Source organism: Mucilaginibacter mali (assembly GCF_013283875.1).
In the GTDB taxonomy this organism is placed as follows: domain Bacteria; phylum Bacteroidota; class Bacteroidia; order Sphingobacteriales; family Sphingobacteriaceae; genus Mucilaginibacter; species Mucilaginibacter mali.
Map to the genome: position 1 here is coordinate 159540 of NZ_CP054139.1, position 22406 is coordinate 181945.

The 22406-nt window shown below is 38.4% G+C and carries 12 protein-coding genes; 2 read left to right on the forward strand and 10 right to left on the reverse strand.

Annotated features, from left to right (window positions below):
- The first annotated feature begins 388 nt into the window (after positions 1-388).
- Entirely contained in the window at positions 389-1228 is an 840-nt protein-coding gene (locus HQ865_RS00705) for a phospholipase D-like domain-containing protein (protein ID WP_173413040.1), read from the forward strand.
- A gap of 128 nt (positions 1229-1356) precedes the next feature.
- On the opposite strand, the gene HQ865_RS00710 is transcribed toward HQ865_RS00705, so the two are convergent.
- The 10 genes from HQ865_RS00710 to HQ865_RS00755 form a co-directional block, all read right to left on the reverse strand.
- Positions 1357-2445, reverse strand: a complete 1089-nt coding sequence (locus tag HQ865_RS00710) for a DUF4365 domain-containing protein (protein WP_173413041.1) — start codon at positions 2443-2445, stop codon at positions 1357-1359.
- Positions 2446-2464: 19 nt separating this feature from the next.
- Positions 2465-3217 (reverse strand): PP2C family protein-serine/threonine phosphatase, encoded by a 753-nt coding sequence (locus HQ865_RS00715; RefSeq protein ID WP_173413042.1) that lies wholly within the window; start codon positions 3215-3217, stop codon positions 2465-2467.
- Positions 3189-8570: a methylation-associated defense system ATP-binding protein MAD8 gene (mads8, locus tag HQ865_RS00720; protein ID WP_173413043.1), complete on the reverse strand. Its 5382-nt coding sequence runs from the start codon at positions 8568-8570 to the stop codon at positions 3189-3191. The genes HQ865_RS00715 and mads8 overlap by 29 nt, the downstream gene beginning before the upstream one ends.
- Before the next feature lie 15 nt (positions 8571-8585).
- The gene (mads7, locus tag HQ865_RS00725) at positions 8586-10139 is read right to left on the reverse strand and encodes a methylation-associated defense system protein MAD7 (RefSeq protein ID WP_173413044.1); all 1554 of its coding nucleotides are present in this window, start codon (positions 10137-10139) and stop codon (positions 8586-8588) included.
- Positions 10140-10143: 4 nt separating this feature from the next.
- A complete protein-coding gene (mads6, locus tag HQ865_RS00730) occupies positions 10144-14220 on the reverse strand; it encodes a methylation-associated defense system protein kinase MAD6 (RefSeq protein ID WP_173413045.1) in 4077 nt (1358 codons plus the stop codon).
- Entirely contained in the window at positions 14208-15617 is a 1410-nt protein-coding gene (mads5, locus tag HQ865_RS00735; RefSeq protein ID WP_173413046.1) for a methylation-associated defense system restriction endonuclease subunit S MAD5, read from the reverse strand. The genes mads6 and mads5 overlap by 13 nt, the downstream gene beginning before the upstream one ends.
- A complete protein-coding gene (gene mads2, locus HQ865_RS00740) occupies positions 15614-17707 on the reverse strand; it encodes a methylation-associated defense system DNA methyltransferase MAD2 (RefSeq protein ID WP_173413047.1) in 2094 nt (697 codons plus the stop codon). Before mads2 ends, mads5 begins: the two co-directional genes overlap by 4 nt.
- On the reverse strand, positions 17704-18765 hold the full coding sequence (locus HQ865_RS00745) for a nucleotidyl transferase AbiEii/AbiGii toxin family protein (RefSeq protein ID WP_173413048.1): 1062 nt from the start codon (positions 18763-18765) through the stop codon (positions 17704-17706). The genes mads2 and HQ865_RS00745 overlap by 4 nt, the downstream gene beginning before the upstream one ends.
- Positions 18766-18789: 24 nt before the next feature.
- On the reverse strand, positions 18790-19518 hold the full coding sequence (locus HQ865_RS00750) for a DUF6577 family protein (RefSeq protein WP_173413049.1): 729 nt from the start codon (positions 19516-19518) through the stop codon (positions 18790-18792).
- A gap of 214 nt (positions 19519-19732) precedes the next feature.
- Positions 19733-20332, reverse strand: a complete 600-nt coding sequence (locus HQ865_RS00755; protein ID WP_173413050.1) for a hypothetical protein — start codon at positions 20330-20332, stop codon at positions 19733-19735.
- Between the two features lie 836 nt (positions 20333-21168).
- Between HQ865_RS00755 and HQ865_RS00760 the strand changes: the two genes are divergently transcribed.
- Entirely contained in the window at positions 21169-22395 is a 1227-nt protein-coding gene (locus tag HQ865_RS00760) for an extracellular solute-binding protein (RefSeq protein WP_173413051.1), read from the forward strand.
- Positions 22396-22406 lie beyond the last annotated feature (11 nt).

Below are 22406 nucleotides of genomic sequence, written 5' to 3' on the forward strand. Positions count from 1 at the left end.
GTATACCGCGAAGTATACCGAATTGTTTAAATCAATTTGATGTTGTTTTAGAACGTTAATACCTAAATATACGATTTATTTTGCAAACAAAAAAATGTTTTTCGTTTTGGATATTGGGTAAGACGATGTCCAATGTGACTTGCTGATTTAGCTTGGTTTTTTGTTTTTTTTCAGCCAGGAATAATGACACAAAAAGAGGTTTATTTAAACCTCTATAGCCGTTTTAAAGGACACTTTTAAGATGGTTAAATAGTCGGTATTGTTAAAGCTTCCCGGAGCCAGTTCCAGCGTTAGCTGAGTTGCTGACGCAGTATATGGATGAGGGGGATGCGTGGATGGGCTAATACTGAAACAAACCTGTTAACTTAGCGATCTTAAAACAGACACGATGCCATTTAAAGACGATACCAAACAAAAACTAGTACCCTACATCATGGGCAAACAGAATGCAGAGGAACGAAAGGGAAGGGCACTCTTAGACATATTTGTAAACTTGGGTGTACGCGATGCCTGGAAAGGTACTTTGCCTTCCTATCCTGGACGTGAGCAATCGATGTATAAAAAGGATTATGTCGCTTCAAGACTGGACATGATCAATGAGGAAGCGATCATCCAACTGTTGACCATGGTGGTTAATGAAGCCGAAAGCGAAGATACTGTAAAAGAGATCAATGATTTGATCTTGAAAGACCATTATTCTGTCGGTTCGCAGGACGGCAAATATGTGATCCTCGGCAACGTCGCAGCGCCCGTAAGTATATCGCCCAGCCAGGTTCATTTTCAGCAAATTGAAGCAAAAGTCCTTGACGCTTTGGATAAGGCTAAAGTATCGATCTGGTTGGCAATGGCCTGGTTCACCAACGAACGTCTGCAAAAGAAATTGGTACAAAAATCGCAAGAAGGCTTAGAGATCAGGATCATCATCTTTAAAGATGGCGTTAATAAAACGCACGGCGTTGATCTTACCGGATTTAATGTTGTGGAAATGCGTGGCTCGCGGGGAGGGATCATGCATAATAAGTTTTGTGTAATCGACAACCAAGTAGTCGTATCGGGTTCTTATAACTGGTCCGATGGTGCAGAATTCAGGAATGACGAAAATGTTAGCGTTAATCCAAATAATGACTTTGCAACAGCCCATAGTTTAGAGTTTAAACGGCTGTTAAAAGAACATGAGCAGATGCAATTAAGAAAAGCGTCGAAAAGTCCAGTCCCTGATCAAGATTAATTTAAGGGATTTAAAGGAGATTTGAAAGTTGGCTTCAACTGCGACAAATAGTAGGTGAGTTTTTTTTCAGACAGGAAAGAGCTTTAGGCTTGATGAGCGGAATTGTACTATTTATCGTTTTCATTTGGTTATCCTGTTTGGATATAGCCCTCTTTAAGAAGCGTTTCTTTTATACCTTCGAACAAATAGGCCTCTTCATTATTAGGATATCTAACTAAAAAGTTATCAATGTCAATAATTGTTTTATCTACTGAGTGATGTTGAGCGAAATGAATATAAAGCCAAAACAATTTATTTCTTTCATCAAGTTGTAGGTTCTCATCCAAAGAAAATTGATAAACAATATTATGAATATCATTTAATTGGGTTAGTACCAAAAAAACTAAATAACTAAACGAACCTTTTGCGATACCCTCTTTCAAAAAATATAGTGATACCTTTACTGCTTTGGGAGTAAATAATTCGTTGATAAATTCTGCAATTTTAAGTCGAATGCTTGATGCTTGATAATGCAAATAATCCTCCGAATTCCAAAAAACGGTTGAATTGTCCAAATAATTACTTAGCATCCCAAGTATATTAATTTGAATGCCTTTTTCATTAATGTTAGCAAAATTTAAAATGATGTAATACCAAGATGCTTGTCTTTCCCTATGGTTTGCAAATAATGACTTTAACCCTGTATAACAGATGTCTGGCTGAGAAAGATTTGTAAATGCCTCCAAGCTTCTACCAAAGTTCTCGTAGTTTTTGTAATCCCGGCTGTAATTGGTAAAATGTTCTTTGAATAACGGAAAGGTTTTCAGCGAAAGTTCGTTGTTTCTATCCACCCGTATATTATGTGATTTGTTTAGCAAAATTTGAGGGTTGATCTTAAGATATTCAGTTATGTTAACCCAGTAAGCTCTTTCCAATTCTACATCGAAAACTATTCCGGCGATTGGCAAAAGATGATTATTCCAATATTGCAAATGATCAAGGTCTGCTGGTATTTTATATCCTGTTTTATCTTTATAGCTTTTACCGCTCTTGATTTGAGCAAATACACAAAAGCTGGTCGCAATATTATTATCTATAAATTCGATGAAGCAGTCATTGCCTTGGTCGTTATTCAAGCTTATTGCTTGATATATGCAGTTGTGGCTTTTAACAATTGACTTAATAAATTCCACCCCAAGATTTTCAATGGGTTTGTTGTGACTTCTTTTTGTAGTCATTTCCGTTTAATAATCAATATTAATTAAATGGAGAACCTAATTCGATCAAAAATCCGGAAGAATTGTCGTTGCCGAATGCAGATTTTAGGGTAACTCCACTGACTATGTTTAATAACCAGTTTTTATCCGATTGAATGATCCCAAGTATTTCAGTTTCGGTATACAATTCATAAAATCCATCTGATGCTACCAATACCTTATCGCCGTAGGCAAGTTCCATCTGCTTGATCTCCGGGTAATAAATTTTATCCTTCCCACAAATGCTCCTGGTCACTACATGGCGTACGTGTGAATTTATATATTCTTCTTTGGACTTGTTGTTAATTCTTAATTCATTTTCAAGCGTATGAGATACCGAGCTAAAATGTATTTTATTGTTTCTTAAAATCATTAACTTGACGTCACCCACCCAAAAAACAATAGTGTTTGAGCCATGAATTAATATGCCGCCTAAGGTTGCACCAGATTCAGCCCCTTTTTCAAAAACCAGCTTTTTTATCCGCTCATTTGCGGTTGAAACCGCTGATGAGATCAATTCGTCATCTTTGGCATTGTTTAACTGATAACTTAAATGTTCATTTAGTGTTCGTATAATGAGTTCTGCTGCTAAATCCCCATAGCTGTAGCCCCCCATTCCATCGGCTACCAGAAATAACGAAGTTTCATCATCTATTTGGAGTGCTGAAATCTTGTCTTGATTACTCTTCCTTTTGCCAATTTCAGAAAATTGTTGGTATTCAATTTTATATTGCTTTAAGTGTTGCTCCCCCATGTTTTGTAACTCTTGGACGCGTGTTGATTTTCACCGGCCTTGTTGTAATTCCTTTGTCTGTTGATTTGGTAGCCCATAGAAAACCTTCCCCCGGCGCTAATGATGATAAATCAGCTGGAGTTAATGCTTGTAAGGGGGTAATGGATTTTTGAATATGTTTAAGCCATTGTGGACTATTAAACTTATGTAATAGTACAATACTGCTAAGTTCTATAATTTCATTAGGTAAACTTGGGGGGTCTTGACTGGCGATCAGAATACTTACGCCTTTGTGCCTCATTTCCCTGATTGCTGTCACAATGGAATTTGTAAGGTCCTTATTGTTCATATACTTATGAGCCTCATCAAAAACGATGAACTTGTTGAATGATTTGCCATTCACTTCCTTAACACCGGAGAAAATATTAAGCATAATTACGAACAATCCTAAGGCCTCGTCCTTTTCAATGAATTCATCCCTGAGATCGACCACGATCAATCGGCCGGGTTTAAGTTTATCATTTAAAAAATCTTTATCGTTGATATATTGCGACGCAAAATTCAGTCGTTGTAAGGCTAAACTACGTTGTGCGTTCGAAAGTAAAAGTGAATCGTTTACGCTTTGGATCAAGCCATTAATACTTAGGTTATTTCGATTTTCACGCATTAAAGCCTTTAATTGACGAACATAAGTGGCATCATTGCCGACTGCCCCTAACAGAAACATCCAGTCCTGAACACTTAATTCATTCGAATTGAAGCTTATTGGATAAACTTGAATTGAGGGGAAATCGCGCTTTCTGTCCTCAAGTTTATCAGAAGGCGTTAAAAGTATGACATCCTCTAATTTGTCCGGCATTGCACCATAGTGCTGTTTTAGCAGAGCTATTTCACGTTCCTGGTCATTGATATATATCATGGAGGTAAACTCCGGTTCATAATCCATGCTTTCGCTATAGTGAAATATTACGCCGGACAACGGAGCCGGTAATAAATTCACTTGATTATACTGCTTGAGCATCATTTCGGTGATGGTGCCAATCGTGTAGCTTTTACCACCTCCTTGTACACCAAAGAGACTGATAGTATTTGTTTCGCTAGCATCAATAGCAATTTTCTTGCCCTGTATGGTCTTTCCAAGTATGCCAAATTGGAGACTTTCGGAATTCTTGCCAATCATGATATCATAATCAGGGGCCATAGTTTTTGAAGCAGGTAAATAGGGTTCTATCGGTTCAGCAGCAAGGGGCAGGGAATCTCCTGGCTCTTCATTTTCACGGTTCTCTTTTTTCAATCTTTCTGTCTCTACACCCTTGGACTCCATCTCCGGCTCGTTTGTTTCTTGCGGTTTAACAATGACCGGGGCCGGCTCTTTTGACATTTTAAATTGGCGCACGAAGGGAGAAAGTTCTTTTTTACCACCAAATGCAGCTACTATTTCTGCATCCTCGTCGACTTTTTCTAATCTGTAAGTATTCAAGTCTGAATTAGGATCTATGATGTCTGAAATCAATTTGCCCCCGAAAGTAAAAAACGTCAGGTTAGAATCAACAGTCTCTTTTTTGTGCCGAATTGCAGAAGCAAAATCGAAAATGATACCAAGCTCCTTAAATTCGATTGAAAAGCCATTGTCCAATGATTGTAAGAAGAATATATAGTGTTGATAAGTGTTATCCGCGAGGAAACCATAGCGTTTAGCTCTGTTTATATAAAATTCGAGTAAAGATTTTAACTCTTTATTTTTTATTTGGCGGTCAAGTCTGTCGAAGGATAAATTATTATTAGGATCAAAGTGTGTTTTTAAAGCAAGAATTGTGTTATCAATCTGGCTTTTCATTTTAATTTTTAGACTAGCCCTATCCACATCTGCTAGTGCCCTCCGGCATTTAATCTCGATAACCGTAACTTCAATTATTTTTTTATCGGGGTTTATTCTAACCAAAATGTTATCTGCACGACTTTTATCATCTGTTGGCAGTGCTTTAAATAGATCCTGATGTAAGTCAATCGGAATCAAGAATGCATCTTCCAGGATCTTTTTCTTTTCTAAAACGCGCTTGGTAAAAGCAGCGCCGATCACTTCAAAAGCCTTATTCTTTCCAGAGTTCAATTGCATCACTAGCGAACTGCTTATCGCGCGTAAATCTTCCAATAACATTGTGATAGTTAAATCATTAGCTAGCGGGTCAAATGGGATATCAAATTCTTGGAAGTGAGGACCCAATAGTCCGATTATTTCAGAATTAGGCCTTGTTGTAAGAAAACTTGAAATGCCCGAAAGTTCTTCGTTTGGAATGTAGTCAAGTAAAAAAGGAATATTGCCATCTTTACCTGGTAAATCAAAGACTTCGGGCCCTAAGTGCTTATCAAAAGTTATGACCCAGTCGCTATTATCATGTACATTATTGATCAAAACCTTGTCTACATCACCAAGCACCAGGGATATTGATGGTAAAGAGTCGGATGTTTTTCCCGCTAAAGAACTGGAAACGAATTTTTGCAAGTAACAAAATATACTGATGGAATACTTAGCGATTTCTCCTATTGGCATTACCTGCGCCCCATAGTTTATAAACTTATCCCATCGAATTTCAGAACCGGTTTCCTTTACTTCAGTTATTGATTCTGAAATCAAACCGTTTAAAAAGAAGGAATTTCGTTCTGAGACAGGCTTGAACAATTCTATTCTAGTAGAGAATGGACTGATTAGAAAACTGAGATGGGCGCTGTAGCTTTCTGGCGATTCGAGGTATTTTTTAATAGAATTTACTGAAAATCTTAATTTTGGAAATAATCGATTTTCAGAAGGCCTTGAAAAAGCTTCTGCCTGCTCACTTACAGTATATTCCGGGTTTAGTAAATTTTTGAAACCCTCGCCCTGTTCGATTATCGTTTCCTTTCCTTTAAACAGCCTGATTTCATATTTGAGATTCTGAAACGAAGGATTCTTTTCTAATTCAACCAAAGCATTAGCAAAAGTGACCGAATCCCCGGCATTGAAAAGATTGATTACAATTTTATCAGCATAGGGATGCTGTCTGATATAGTTCAATAAATATTTTTCGATAAGTCCCTGGCTGATTTCGTCATCTAACCTGTTGGGTTTATCAATATTGAGTAGCCTGGATACATAGCCCTTCACCAAACGATTGACAGAAGTTAAGGTCTCAGTTTCTGAAAGTGAAGAGGGCGTTAGGTAGATGCCCCAGCCATAAGTAATTTCACCCGCATATTGGAAACTTTTAAGTGTGTCGAGCTCAACAATTACGGGCAAATTATTATCAGGCATCAGATCACCAAGAAAGAAATTCTCAAGATTTTTAAACCAATCTTTTTTATAACCTTCATATCCAATGGTCTTTTCCTCCCAATCTCCGAAAAGATCAAAAAGATTTAAAAACCAGGCAAGCCTCAACGGATGTAATGGTGAAAGCAATTGAAAATTCAAAGATTTACCGTCTGGCAATCTGCTACTAATCTGAATTAAATCGAGATTCTGCAATTCAGTCAATAATTCTTGAAGTTCATTCTTTTCCTGAATATTTTCTGCCGGAATTTCGTTAAAACGTTTGTTTAAATGATTAAGGAACGCGTCGAAACTACACAGATAATTCTTCACAAGATCGACAAGTTCATGACTCGATGTTGTTTCGAAAACACCGGTCCGATCAGGCGCAGAAGCTAAAATCGCTTCAAATAACTCTGTCCGGCAGTTTTTTAAATTATCTGAGGCTAAATCGTTGATCGAAGCGGCTATATAGGTCGCCGAATTTAAATCAATTTTAGCCGAATTTGAGTCTAAATGAGCTTTAGCGTAACCGAGGGTGTCGCCATGGTTTAGTAGCAAGTGTTGCAGCGATACTAGTTTACTACTCAAATTTATCTGATAATTATCCTTAGAGCTGTACTGAATATGAAAAGTTAAATTTGTCTTTTTAAACGTATCGTCCAGCCAATTTGCCGAGTTGTTTTCAGGCACAGGTATGGATGACGGAATGGCGTTCTTTAATTGGCTGATCCGCCACTTAAAGTAGGCTTGAGTTACGTTACTCAATTTATCCTTTCGTATACTATCATCAATTTCTATTTCGCCGATACTAAAATAGAAATCAATAGAGTCGCTGGATAGTTTATAGTTTAATGATGCCTTTTCTGGCGCATCTTCGTTGTTTTTTACTGACAGCCAATATTCTTGTATGTCAGCACTTTTGAAGTCATCATCAACATTGAGTAAGATGCCGTTTTCATCTTCAGCCTGGACCTTAATAAAGTAATTTCCTTCTTCGACAATGGAAGGATTTAATTCAATTGTCAGATCACGATACGGTTTATCAGTGCCGGTATTCTTGCAAATTCTTAAATCATGAACAAATTCACCCGCATGACCATTCACGGAATACAAGGATAATCGAAAGCTTTTTAATTCTGATACATCCTTAGGTTTCGGTAACGTATGGATACGAACCTTGACCTTAACATTTTTATTAGGATTAGCAGTGATAAAAGTATCTCCGTCTTTATATTTCAATTCGGGGCAGCTAATATTTGTTACCCATAGTTTAAAATCAATCTGATTTAAGTCGGGGATCAGCCAGTTTTTAAAATTTAGTGCAGGTGCATTTTCGGCGATACTATTAACTAATTCCTTACTGTTTTTAATCGATTCTGAGCCTTTTAAAAACAGAACTATCTCACTTTGAATAGATTTTTTTTCAATTGGCAGTTGTTTTATTCGTTCGTAGATCGATTTTCCATAATCCGAAAGAATTGCGATGCTATTAAGATTGAAATTAAGACGGGCTCTGATTTTGTTAAAATCATTTAGGAGAGCTTCATCAGGGATCATGCCTAAAAAATGTAAATGATTCCCAATATTTTCCCTGGTGTAGGAGGATTGCTCCAGCGCCAGGAGGTACTGAATTGCCTGATTGGTTTTTAAGTTGTAGGAGTTTGTGTAATTAAATATTTCCTGCATATAGGCCTTATATTCCGCAGGGATCTGAGTAACTAATTTGCTCAATAATAAATTTTCAATACCAGATAGGTTAATATCCTTAAATGTGGCATTTCCATAAGAATCTTCGGCTGCAGTGCGGCTATTTGAGGGAATAAGAATCAGTAATGCTGAGGTTTCCTCATTTCGCATTTCGATCAGCTTTGTCGCTGAAATATAATCCGGCCCTACCTCCTTATCCGAAAGAATATAAGTCTCTAAATCAGGAAATTGAATCCTGACCTTGGACAACAAAACATTTAATTGATCTTTCGCCAGTCCGGTAATTTTCATACAGTGCCCTGGCAAGGCGCTTTCAAATTCACTGGCGTATTTATCGATTATTATATCGATAATATGTTGAAAGTAAGTGTTGATCATATAAAATGATATTGGTTAAAGTTCATAGCGCGGCCGTATTTTTTGCATGATGTAAGCATCACTCAACACATTGTAAAATCCAATTTGCCGTAAGTTATTTTTAAAGGCTTCGACATTTTCCTTAAATGCGAGATTCACATTTAAATCTGCTGTTTCGAATCGTGTTTCTTCGACTCCATTAATGATAAGCCCGTACCTGGTACGCAAATTGGTTGTTAAATCTTCGATAGAAATTGGCTGCGTGGTAAACTTATTTCCGTCTGATTTCAACAGGAGTATTTGGACCAGGGTTTCCAACAAGCGTGTACCTAATACAAATCTCCGTGGATTCTTTTTGGTTCTCCCCTGAGCTATAAAGCCGCGTTCGGAATTCTTTTGAGCGAGATTGTCGATCAATTGAAAATGGTATCGGTATTGATAATTCCCTTTTTGATTGTTCACCAATTCGATGTATTTAGCAAAATAGGTCGGTTCAAACATTGCGAAGTCTTCGATCCATTCCCTGTCCTCCACATCTATCTGATCGATCATAATATCCCAGCGGGCCTGAAAGTACGGTTCAAAGTCTTGCGGCGGATTTTTTAAGATATTTAAGGCAAGATTGACATCATTAGAGTTGGTTCTTGGTTTTCCAAGTTTTTTCAATGCAGCATTTATCTTGAAGGTAGCGCGTATGTAGTCGTATAGGCTATTTAGCATCCTTTCTGCATCAGCAATTGCTAACATACTCACTTTGCTATCAAGCTTTCCAGTAACGTCCAATACAACACTCCAGTCATCCGGCACATCGGTTGTGCCGGCTTGAATCATTTTAGGGAGCAGATAGATGAGTTTTTGAAGATAAATCGACAGGTGAAAGGATACTAACGTTTTAAGATAATCCAGCAAGACGTTTCTTGGGATGCTTCTTTTATATGCCAACAGGCAATTTATATCTTCGCAAAAAAGTTCGGCTTGCTTCTTCAATAATGGACTAATATGGTTAATGGTTTCTATGCTGTTAAAAACGCCTTGATCAATGTCCTTGATCAGCGTTAAAATGCCCAGACTATCCACATCCAATCCTTTGAGATTGGTTATCCGTTTGGACGTGCGATCCCAACCCTCAGCCAAAAAGGACTTAAGTTCTTCTTTTGTTTTTGTATTTACTCCAAGCATTGAATATAACTGGTCGGCAGTGTTATAATCACGCGAATTGGGTGCATTACGGAGTCTATAGCTTTCCAGATGGATGGGACGCAAAGATGATATCTTTTCTTTATCCGGGTTACCACGATTCACCATATTAACCAGATTGCTTCTCAGCCATAATTCCGCTGCATGAGGATATGTGGCAAACCCTTGAACATCCTGATTCTTTTCCAGTGTCAAAAAGTTGTTTTTTAGTTTTTCAAGAGTCAATTCACCTTTATCAAGGCTAGTCGCGCGTTGTTTCGGCCTGACACCATTATGATTCAATAACATGAATAGATTCAATAATACATTGTCCATGTTAACTGCCTTCGCATCAATCGCAAAAATGAGTTCGTTTCTAAACGTAGTTTCTTCGGAGTTTAATTTTAAGGCCATAGGTTTAGTTTAACGGTTGCAACTCCAGTTTGTACTGATCATTTATTTTTATGCTAAAGAAAGATTCATTATCGCTAGTCACGATAACCTCTTTGTATTCCTGATTCTCCAGTAAATTCTTGAAAATTTGAAGTTCAACAAACCTGCCTCTAATGTCGTTTAGCGATGGGCTATATCCCTGACTGATAAAATATAACATTTCGAAAAGGTCAAGCGAGATCGTCAACGATACTTTTTTATCTGTTAAACTTCTAAACGTTAAGCTGTCAGGCTCATACTCTAAATAATTTGTCAGGTGTGCAGATGAATTTATAATCAATTCGAAACTGTCCAACTCGAATAGTCTGTAAGACTTACTAATGGGGTCTTTCACCTGAGCAGAGGACAACACCAGGTTTTTAGAGTAGATTCCCTCGTTATTGCAGCCTTCATTTAATGAGATCGCCTTTGCAATACTTTGCTTCGTGTCGTTCATCATGACTTCCTTATTTGCACTTATGCCGATCAATAGATCATGAAAATCAAAAACCGAATGATAAGGTAAACGCGCACGATAGTTTATCTTGCCTTCAAAATACTGATGGCGCACTAAAATCTTTTGGGTAGTCAAAATCCTTCGCTGAATTTCTTCGGTTTGGTCATGAAGGGGTATTTTTATTTTGAATTCATTAAATTGGCTCAATAACTGCTCCTTACGTTCTTCAAAATATAAAAACTGTTCCGGTAGATGTGTTCCGAAATACAAATCCCGATCTAACGAGGGAACTGCAGTCTCCGCAACATCAGTCTCCCGAACTAACTTAATCAGGCGGTCATATTGTGCTGAATCATTAGCTGAATTATCGCTAATATTGAAGTAGTAATGTTTCCACCAATTCAAATAATCCTCGTCGCCGACTTCGATTTGTTGTTTAATTTCAGAACATTGATAATCCCGAGTTAGTGTAAATGCGATGAATGACCGCAAGTCTCGCATGGTAATATGTAACTCCCGTTTTAGGCTCACCGTGCGTAACAGCCATTCCATCCGGTCAATGATTTCATTACCTACAGCAGAGTCGTTCAAGGATGCGACGTTATATTTTATGAAACAATTTTCAGCTACCGGGCAGGTTTGACAGTTTGCCCACAATGATTTCTGGGTTAACAATTTTACCTGCTGCTTGAACAAGCTTTCCTGATTATGTCCGTTGGCTACAACTGAACGTAAATTCAAATTAATTATAAGCAAGCCATCCGGTAATTGTGATTTGCCCTCAGTGTAAAAATAATTCTCGATGGTATCGGCTAACTGCCTGTATGGGGCAACAGTATGAAGAAACTCAACCAAGCGGCCTTCATTGATTGCAATAATACGACCCTGAGTGGCAAGGCTATAATCGGTTAAATTTTCGAAGGGTTTAAAAAAGGCAGAAAGCACATCGTCATTAGCTTTTTGATCTTCGTCCTGGGACCCATCATAATTACTCTGAAAAAGAGTCCCGTTAATTTCGAATGTTACGCCATTACCATTTTTAAGCTTTTTTACGTTGTTAGCTTTACTTTCAATTTTTCTGATAAATGCTGTTTTACCATCACCCGCATTACCAGTTATGATAACTAACCTGTATCGCCCGTCTAAAATATCCGGGATGAGTTGCTTGTCAAGCTTGGTTTCGGTGTAAGTTAAACTATCATATAGGGAATTTTTATCTCCTGCTCTTGTTCCAACATTTCCATGACGAGATTGACTATAAAGAGAATTAACATAATTTACGATGTTCTGATCCGGACCGCCGCCGGCTGCCAAAGAAATCGTCGAGGTCTCCTTTTCTATCTGGAGTAAATTATTCTCGCCGATGGTCAGCAATTCATCAAGCATCTCTTTAGCCGATTGAAACCTAGCTTCCCTTTTGGTAGCGATTGATTTTGAGAGAAACGCAGAAAACGCATTGGAAAGTTTGGCATTGTGAATTTGCGGCGATTCGGCTGGTTTTCCAACCTGGGGCATTTTCATCGAACCTGACCAGGGATAAACTTTACAGGCAAGCTCATAAAGCGTGATACCTAAGGCAAAGGTATCTGCCGATCCATCCCAATTTACGCGGTTGTTTCCTATTACCAAGTCGGGCGCCAGGTAGGGGTTCGTCCCCACATAGTCTAGGTTATTTTCAACAACTGAAGCGACATTAAAGTCAATAAGGACAAACCGCTTTCCCTTATCCCAGACAATATTTTGGGGTTTAATGTCTCTATGGTATATCGGCGGACTAATGGCTTGCATATAGGTCAAAGCGCTTAGAATATCCTTGGCAACCTGAAATATTTTATAGACAGGTAAATTCTTTGCGCCCTTGGCATACTCCTTAAGGTTTTCACCTTCCAGAAGTTCCATCAATGTATAAAATTGTCCGGAAGGTAGAATACCGTTCCATCTAAATTTTACAATATTGTCGTGGTTAAGGTTCGTCAGCGCGTTATATTCATCGGTAACGGAGGAGCCGTGTACACTTTCGTTAAAAACCTTCATGGCAAAATCGCTCTTGCTTTGCAGGTTATGTTTCACCCGGTAAACCTGTGAATAGCCTCCTTGGCCTAGATGCTGATATATCGTAAAATCGGATACCTTACTTCCGATCTCAAAGTCACAATTATCCGGCTTGGGCAGAACGCTGCCAGAGGATGCCTCTTCTACCTTTGTTGCCTTTTTGATAAATGCTTCCATTTCTTCCAGATTATCCCACCTGTCATCGGGATCAGTTAAGATGGTATGATCACAAAAATCATCTAACCAAGATGGCACACCTGGCTTCACATGGGTTGCTTTTCTGTTAGGGGGGAGTTTTCCCCCAAGTCGATTAAGCTCAAATGGGCTTTCTATAGGGACTTTATCGACAAATAATTCATAGGTAAGAATGGCCAACGAATAGATATCCGATGCGCGCGATGCATCCCGCAAACTTAGTTCTAAAGCATGATAAGGAGTGGCGTTTGATTCATTGATGGTCGGCATTACAGTATACCCCTCATCCTGATGATCTGCAAAATAGGATTTCCCAAAATTGCCTAAACAGGCATATCCGCCAGCGAGAAAAACGTTTTCAGGATTAATGTCCCTATGAAAAACATTTTGCTCATGGGCCGCCTTAAGTGCGCTGATCAAATTGAAAACGATATTTATCTTTTCTTCTATCGTAAATGTTTTTCTTTTTAGTTCAGCACGTAAGGAGTTTTCATCCAAATAGTCTGTGATCTCATAAAAGATATGATTTTCCTGATCCAACTTAAATTGTACATTTAAGATAAAGGGATTTGTCTTTATCTTATTCAGCGCATTATATTGGTTTTGAATTAGGTGATTCCGCTTTTCGCGTTGCGTTAGGGGTAAATTAGGCACGTCTAAAGCATATTCCCTTATTCGCTTTCTAATAGCTGAGGTTACCCCTTTGGGTTTAACTAAATATTCTGTGTAGTTTGGTTCCTGATCAAGGATATCAATAATTTGATAGCCTTCAACTTCCGTCTTTTTATCTGCAGTCTTCAGACTTGCGGTACCGCAGATTTCAGCCGCTATGTCTTGAAAAATGCCATTGAGCTCGTTTTTTTCTCGGCCAATAAGTTCTGGTTGGGTTAGGTTATCAATGAATTGTTGATCAAGAATGTAGGTGGCTTTGACATGCGCACCCCATAGCCCTTTTTTGGTTTGGTATGGGTGTGATAAGCTTACAATAGATTGGATCCAGGCTTTGCTCCAAGAAGCGTTTTTCTCTTTTAGCTTACTAGCTAATACCGAAGTTTTGAAGCGTAATGTTTTATGAGGATTACGAGTCTCCCGGTCATTCAAGTACCAATAATTATCGTCTCCCTCTAATCGGCCGCTAAAATCTTTGTTTTCAATATTGAATATGGCGTGTGGCGCAACTATAATGCAGTCATATTCCAAATACTGAACCTGGTGATTCTTGGGGTTGAGGTAGGCAAGTTCAATATTTGATAAAATCAGATAGTCATCAGAAAGGTTGACCTCCAGGTATTTCAACAAGCGTTCTTCGCCCGAATTAACAGGACCCTGATGATTACCACAATGCATTAATTTTGCCATGATTCGATTGCGTTTTCAACTATATTGATAGCCTCATATTCTTTTATATTGCCAAGGCTTAATTTTTCATAGGCTGTATTTACCAAATCTCCAATTTCTTTTTCAATAGAGACAGATAGTCTTGGAATAGGCATCTCTTCTAACAGAGGTAAAATATAATACAATAAGTTAGTGCCATAAACTATCGATCTGAAAATTCTGAAGAATAGATCCGATTTAAGAACTATAAACAAGTATCCAGGGTCAATTTTTCTCCTATCCGGCATTATTCTTAATAAATGTTCGGATAAAACTTTACCTTCTAAGTATCCATGTACAAAAAGAGGTCGGCTAAAAATTTCATTTTCTCCAAGCGTTCCCACTGCGGGGACAATTATCATGTCTTTTTTAGCTGTTTGATTATCCAGGTTATCAATGTATTTTTTAGAAATGATTTTCCCTTTCGGCTTGAGATTATGTAAATCGCCTTGATTTAATAATTCAACTGCGTTAATTGAATTTTCTGAAACTTCAACCCTCTTATATCTCCCACCTTTTACTGGAGCATATTGTAACAATGAAATGAGGCTTTCATGGGAGCCATTTTGAAAGACTTCTTTTATTAGTTTTAATCTTTCGCTATATGTTCTTGATCTTATTGATAATGGTGTTATTGAAGACTTTTTCACGATAAAACTACATGAGGTGGCTGATTCCGAAGAATTGGTTATTTTATCGAACAACTCATCATTGATGTTTAAATTGGAAATAAATAATTGATCAGCCTTTCTCAATAATTTATTAGCCTCGGTACGTAGCGTAGATGCTTCAATTATCAAATTATGTATTTTATGTTGCTTATCATCGCAAAAGACAGGAATTGGCATATCTTTAATCATTTCTTCTGTAATATAAGGTTGCACGCCGCCTGCAGCTAATTTCCAAAGCAATGTATTTCCGTATTTTGATACCAGAAAGGAGTAAATGTATCCCGATTTATTTTTGTCTTTAGGCACTATACGAATCATGTTATCTGAACCCATAGCGTCCAATTCTTCGAATTCAGATGTAATATAAGCAGTTTGCCCAATGGCTCCGACCCGACCTGTAACAATCATTCCTTCTTTCAGAAAAGATAATTCATCAAATCCATATTTACGAGAGTTATATTTGCACCCATTAATCGGGTTTTGTTTTACAACGTCAGAATTACTTAAATAAGGATACCCAAATTTTCTATCGGTATACATTCTCTTGCTTCTTCCCGCAGTAAATATTTTTGATGTTAAATTCTGGAGCTCTTCATGAGGCATCTCATGTATTTTTTTTAAATACAGAGTCCCCTCCGAAAGATGAAAACCACTATCAAACCGCATGGCATTAATTATATCCGTTACTCGGACTGTCGAAGTTTTCATATTGCGGTTTCTTTACAGAATTCAAAATATGCTTTACTAATTTTAGGCAAATCATCGTCCAAGCGCTTGATTTTTTCATTTCTTTTTTTCAAAACTTTACCTTCCAATTTATTGTAAGTCAGATATGTTTTTATCTCATCAAACAACAGTTCCGCGCCATCTTCATCCCTAAGAAAAATTTGATTGCCACGCCTGTCTTTCCCTAATTTTTCGGCAATTGCCATAAATATATCATAATCAGAGTGATGCAAAAGGGAATGAGCGCGTTCATCTTCAGTTTTCTTTTGCAAAAACAAGAGCGATGCTTGTACGCCTACCTGAGGTAAAAATGCTTCCACGGCTAAATCTATGGACGCTAACAATTTAAATTTGTCTAATATCCATGATCGAACATATTCGGTGTTAGGATTACCTAAAATGCCATCAGGCAATACAATAGCCATTTTGCCCCCTGGTTTCAAAAACTGATAACATTGATCAATAAACAGTATTTCAGGCGGTTGACTACTACTCAAATTTAATTTTTGCCATTGTCCATTAATGTCTTTTTTCCAACTAAACCCTAAATCGAATTGCCTTAAGATCTCGGGATCATTTATTGGTATTTTTGCGCCGAAAGGCGGGTTTGTAAAAATAAGATCGAATTTTCCAAGCGCGTTATAATCTTGTTCAAACGGGAAATCGGCATCGATTCCGGTTCTAATACTTTTACGGACGGCCTCATTGATTTTATATAGTTCGGCTTCATTGTCGCCTTTAGGGTAAGCCAATGAGTTAGCGTGAAAGATATTGGCGTGACCATCACCCGCCATCACCATGTTCATCCGCGCTGCCTTTTTTAAGTCAGGATCAAAGTCGAATCCGAAAAGGTATTGCTCTGCATAATCTTTAACTTTGTTGTTTACTTCTATAGAGTTGAACTTTTCCTCCAACCATGGCCCCTCTAAATCAGGAAATATTTGCTTAGCGAACTTTCTACGCACATGATCCAAAACCATTACCAAAAAGCCACCGGAGCCACATGCAGGATCCAATACTCTTTGATGGGCCGTTGGATCCATCATTTCTACCATGCATTTAACTATATTTCTTGGCGTAAAGAACTGGCCGGCTTCCTGCTTTAGTGTATTGGAAACTATGGTTTCATAAGCTACACCTTTTACATCAACTGTTGCATCTAAAAACGAGTATTTAGCTAATTCAGCCGCAATAAAGGCCAGCCCTTTGTCAGTTAAACTTATTTGTTCGTTGCCATCAAAAACTTCAGAGAAAAGTGGGTCTTTCCTAAGCTTTGCAAAAATGTCTTTTATTCGTTTTGCAACCTGTTCTCGGCCTTTAATCGTATTCTGTTCTTTTACGCCTACCCAAAATTCACGTCTGTAGCTTTCACCGCTTTCCGCGCAAGTGAAGCGTCTTTTTTCATCGTAGATTTTGCAAAAAATAAGGTTTAGTAGCTCCCAAAATGCAGTTTTTTTCATGCCTTCATTACCATAGATATAATCATGGCAGCGTTTAAATACGCGTATGAGTGAATCATTAGCAGGGTTACGAGCAATGATTTTATCAGATCGATCAAGATCGGCGATAGTTTGCCCTACGCCAGGAAAATCTGAAAGATCAGAAAATTGAAGATTATCAAATGCGTCAACTTCTTTCTGTATAAAATTGTAGGTAGCACCATTGGTCCAAAGTCCGAATTCGCAACTACCAACACAGCTTAATGCGTTTTGCAACGATATTTCTACCCCCTTTTTTTTGTCATTTTCCTTTGTCTTTTCGTCATGGACGATGCATAATCGAGTAATATGATCTTGTTTGTGAGGTTGATCCGGTTCAAAAATGACTAGGTCTATTTTCTGCTTCTTTATTTTCCCTGAGTCTGGGTCGTAGCCAGATATAACAAAATCCCGCGCCATATCTGGCAAATCGAACCCGTATTCTTCGTTTAACATTCTGGCAACCGACTGGAATATAATTTCTCTTCCACTGGTCGTTTTAATTTCACCAGTAAGAATACAAACAAGTTGACTGTCCTCTAAAACAATCTCATCGTTTGTAGGGTTATTCTGAATTAAATTTTCTTCGCTCATGCGGTTTTATTTTTAGATATTAAAGCCAATTGCCAATAGAAGAAGGCTTCTGGATTTGATTTTTTTAGTTTATTTAATTTGCTGTAATTGGAAGCTGTAATTTCCAGGTCTCTAATCTGCTCGGCAGATCCAAATCGTTTAATATTATGATCATCATTTAACATTAACGAACACAGGTAAGCGGTTTTAGCTCCAGCCAAAATGGCTTCATCGATTGTAAATCGATGAATTATAAAATTTACAATATTGCGAATGCCTGATTGCAAATGCTCAAACTCTTTTGACCTGGGTTCACGTAAAGCAAGTAGAAAACAAGTTTCAATAGCATCCTCAAGCGGCCCCTGCCAATCTATTTGCAGTTTCCTCAGCGCGATCTCCTCTTTAACTATGGTCCTATAACTTGCTTTGATAGTGGCGAGGTCATTTGAAAGTTCAAACAAAAAGCCGATGTCATATAACTGCTTGATAATTTCTACAGGACGGTTTTTACTATATAAAATTCCTGTTGTATTTGGCGCAAATGCGGTTAGTTTATCACCCAAAATAGATTCAAAAGAGGGTAACTGAATTGTTATCGCTTCGCCCTCCTGATGTAACCAGGAATGCGCAATGAGGTGTTCTTGCAAGGTCGGGTATGGATTCTCGCCAAATAAAATATCCAACAAAATAGGCTCTTCACCAAAATGCTGATTTACCCGGCTTTTATAATATATTTTATAATGTGATACCGGTGCGTCAGTTACATGTTTACGTTCGTTATCTGATTCCCAACTTGTAAATTGTCCCCGTGCTATAATTTTACCTATGACCATTTCAATCTCAGATTGACTGGCAGTAGTAATAATATCTATGTCTATCGAGAAGCGGCGCGGAGGGTCTGTTACTAATAATAATGATGTACCCCCCTTAAAAATTAAATTTAAACCATTGGCCTTTAATTGCTCCAATAAGTATAGTGCATAGATGACCTTTTCTAACATCTTTGGGTCACCTTTTCGCCCCAGTTTTGTAGAAACGGATTTAATCCACTCCAATTCAAAATTCTGTCTACTTATCATGTTAGTATATTGGCATATTTAATGTCATTTTGCCAAAGTTTTGGTTATGTATTTTTCAAGTTCGTTCAGTTGATTTCGCCGCCTGGCATATCTTTTAAGCTTGTTAATATTGAGTTTGTATTTTTTTAATGAGGTACTAAAAATGTATTCCAACTCATTTTGTTGTGCAGCAAAAAGATCTTTTTCGATAAGGGCATCAACAAGTAATTTTTCCAGGAGGGCTACGTGTATGCCTTTTTCGTCAACGTTAATAGGCGCTTCGGAAACCATGGGTTTAACAATAATGACTTCATTGAAATTGGCGATGTACCGCTCAAAAATCTCGTGGTCGGGGTTTAGATATACTTTTTTGCTGAAATCAGTTAGTGAATTAAAAACAGATTCCATAACATCCTTCTCTGTTTCGACAACCAAATAGTTTTTGAATAACTGATGGACCATTAAATCATTAAACCATTTACTTTCCCAAACGCAGAATTGAATAAAAGGAAATTCCTTATTGATTTTATTGTTAATTCTTTTAAGTGTGTTTGATATCTGAGGCTGGAAATCCCTCTTGTTGTCCAGCGAGTACACTCCCCTGGAAACATGCGATATGGTTCCATTTGACTTTAGACTGTGAATATGCCACGAAATTGTATTTCCAGATGCTGCCGGGAAATACTGCCTTAAATACATTTCTAACTCATTTTTGGTAAAAATGCCTTTGTCAGCAAATTTCTTTAGAATATCTATTTCGATTGCGGCTTTCAATTTTAGGTTTCTGTTGGTCATACAATAGTAGAAAATGAAAATGACATTTCAAAACTTTGGCATATTATTGTTGATTATGCCAAAGTTTTGCACGTTTCATTAGCGCAAATGCGCCCAAGCCAGATCAAGAGGAAAATATAGAGACGATAAAAAAGTACTGTTATTACATTTCCGGCAGTCATCCAGATCAACTGTGAATTAACCAGTGCTAAATTTAGAACAAGCTGAGTTGTACCATTCCAATTAAAGCTTTATTAATATCACGTAGGGTTGCCAGTATGACCGGCTGTTTATCGTTAAGGGTATCTGTACTGCCGATCCTTGAAACCATTTTAGATTTTAAATCGCTAAGGGCATCGGCAAATGCGTCCATACGGTTGTTGAATTGTTTGCCATAAACGGATAAGCCGTAACCGCCACCTGCGACACCATAGCTGTAAGAGATGGCATAAGTCCAGATACCATTTAAGCCCTTGCCTAATTTGATGGTACTGTAATTACCATAGCGGCTGGTATCACCAAAGGTCAGTTCTTCCTGATCCAGAAATACTGGTCGTTGAAACCAGCCATATTTATCAAAGGCAATTTCGCTGAAGCCGAACTGCAATCCCATGCGATAGGCATGAACATTCATGGTGATGGTACTGAATGAATCGCCGAAGTTGCGAAACCAATCTAATTGCTGTTGGTCTTTCGCTTGAATGGCAAAGATCATTTCCTGAAAGATTTCTCTTTCATAATGAACCATGTGGTTATCCTTCATGTAGGCTTTGATTTGATTTTTTGATTGAAGATTTAATACCAGGCTTTCCATAACATTACATTTTAGTTTTTTAATGCAAGGGTTTAAAAAGCACAGTGCGCGGTTGTCAAGGGCCCGGCCTGGCGCGGGGTTTCATAGACCCTTGACAACCGCGCAGGGGGCTTTACCTTTGCATTTTAAAAACTAAAAAGGTTGGAAAGCCTGTCCAATCGAACGATAAACCAACCGGTTATGAAGAGGAATAAAGCAAGGGGCAGCTTGCCGGTGGGCGCGTATAATCAGCCGGTATAGCGAAGCGGTACGAGCTGATTCGGACGGTGCGGCTGCTAAACGGCGGGCTGACGCTTGCGGTGGGGGCTGTTATCTGGTGAGCAACAGCGAACCTGATTTACAGGCAGGGCCGCATTAGCGATGGCAACGGTATCCTTTTTGGGAAAAAAAGATATAGTGGACAGCGCGGGCCGCAGGCAATGCCCAAAAAACTGGAAGTATTAATTACCAGCGATGTCATTCCTTTTAAAATGGAACGACAGATGTATTAAGTATCAATCATCGAAATGATTTCATGGGTAGGTGCAGTACTATTTACAGATAGTTAGATCAAGGAATCTATAGAAGTAACTTTTAAAAATCGTAAATCAAAATTACATTGAGATAGTGTAAGCTTACACCTAAGGAATTGTAAGCTTACATCTAAGTAATTAAGCGTTGATATTTTATGTAAATCAATCTTCATATTTGCAATATTAGATTGGACTAAACATAAAGACTTGTATATGAAACATCTTCGATTGATTGCAGTTTGTTCGCTATTGTTATTTTCGTGTAGCGATCATAGTAATAAAATTACAATTTTAGCAGAAAGTGCGACGACCATTAAATCACTGATGTCGTTCCAAAAAGACTATGAGGCCAAACATCCAGATGTCAAACTGGACTTTAAACCCAACAGCTTCGACGATGCGTTTAATAAAGCCAACCAGGATTTCGCCAATGGTACCGGCCTTTACGACATTGTGATGCAATATAATTTCTCTCTTGCCTCATTTGTGACCAACGATTACGTTTATCCCATCGATGAGTTGATCAAAAATGTGCCAGACAGCTTGAAAAGCTTTGAGAAAGACATGTTCCCACGAGCCTGGCACGAGGTTGGCTTTTACAAGAACCTGAAAGACCCCCAAGGCCCGATTGTGAAAGTAGGTTATCCTTTTACATCCAATACCATGTTCCTATGCTATAACAAAGCAATGTTTGACGATAAAGCGGCACAGACGGCTTACGAAGCAAAGTATAAAGAAAAGCTACAGGTACCAGCAACGTGGGAACAATACCAGCATGTAGCCGCATTTTTTACCCGTCCGGATAAACATACCTATGGGGTTTGCCTGCAGGGTGCCGTAGGGAGCTGGCTGTATTATGAATGGGTGAATTTCCTGTTCGGTATGGGTGGCAAAGTGATGGACAAAGAATATGGCTGGCAGGGTGATCAAAATACAAAGGTGCTGCTCAATACACCGGAAGCCCTGAACGCCACCAAATTCTATTATGGCCTGAAGCCGTATAATGCAGGTAATTTTACAAATGTTGACGCTTATGAACAGATCAAACTCGTGAAACAAGGTAATATTGCCATGGCCTTGATCTGGTCTGACCTGGCTTATAGCCTTACCGCCAAACCAGATGGTTCGTTCGATACCAGGTTCGGTTTTGCGCCTATACCGGGCAACAAATCATTATTGGCCGGAGGCAGTTTTTTCATCAACCGCAAATCCAAAAACCCAGAGGTTGCCGCCCGCTACATCATTGATCAGATGCAGCCAAAAGTACAAGTGGCTTTATTTAAAAAAGGATTGTGTTCCCCTTTAAAAACGGTTTATGATGATCCGGAAGTAAAAAAAATCCCCTATGCTGAAGCGCTGAGAAGTTCGCTCGACCGTGGGGTCTATATGCTGGAAGCTGGTATCGATGCGACGATGATCAGCGACAAAATCACAGCTGCGCTTCAAAAAATGTGGAATAATGAGCTCACCCCGGAACAGGCGGTCAAGATAATGCAAACTGACATCGATAAGGAGCGCAAGGTCATTTACGCGAACGCGGCAAAGCATTAAATATCTTTACT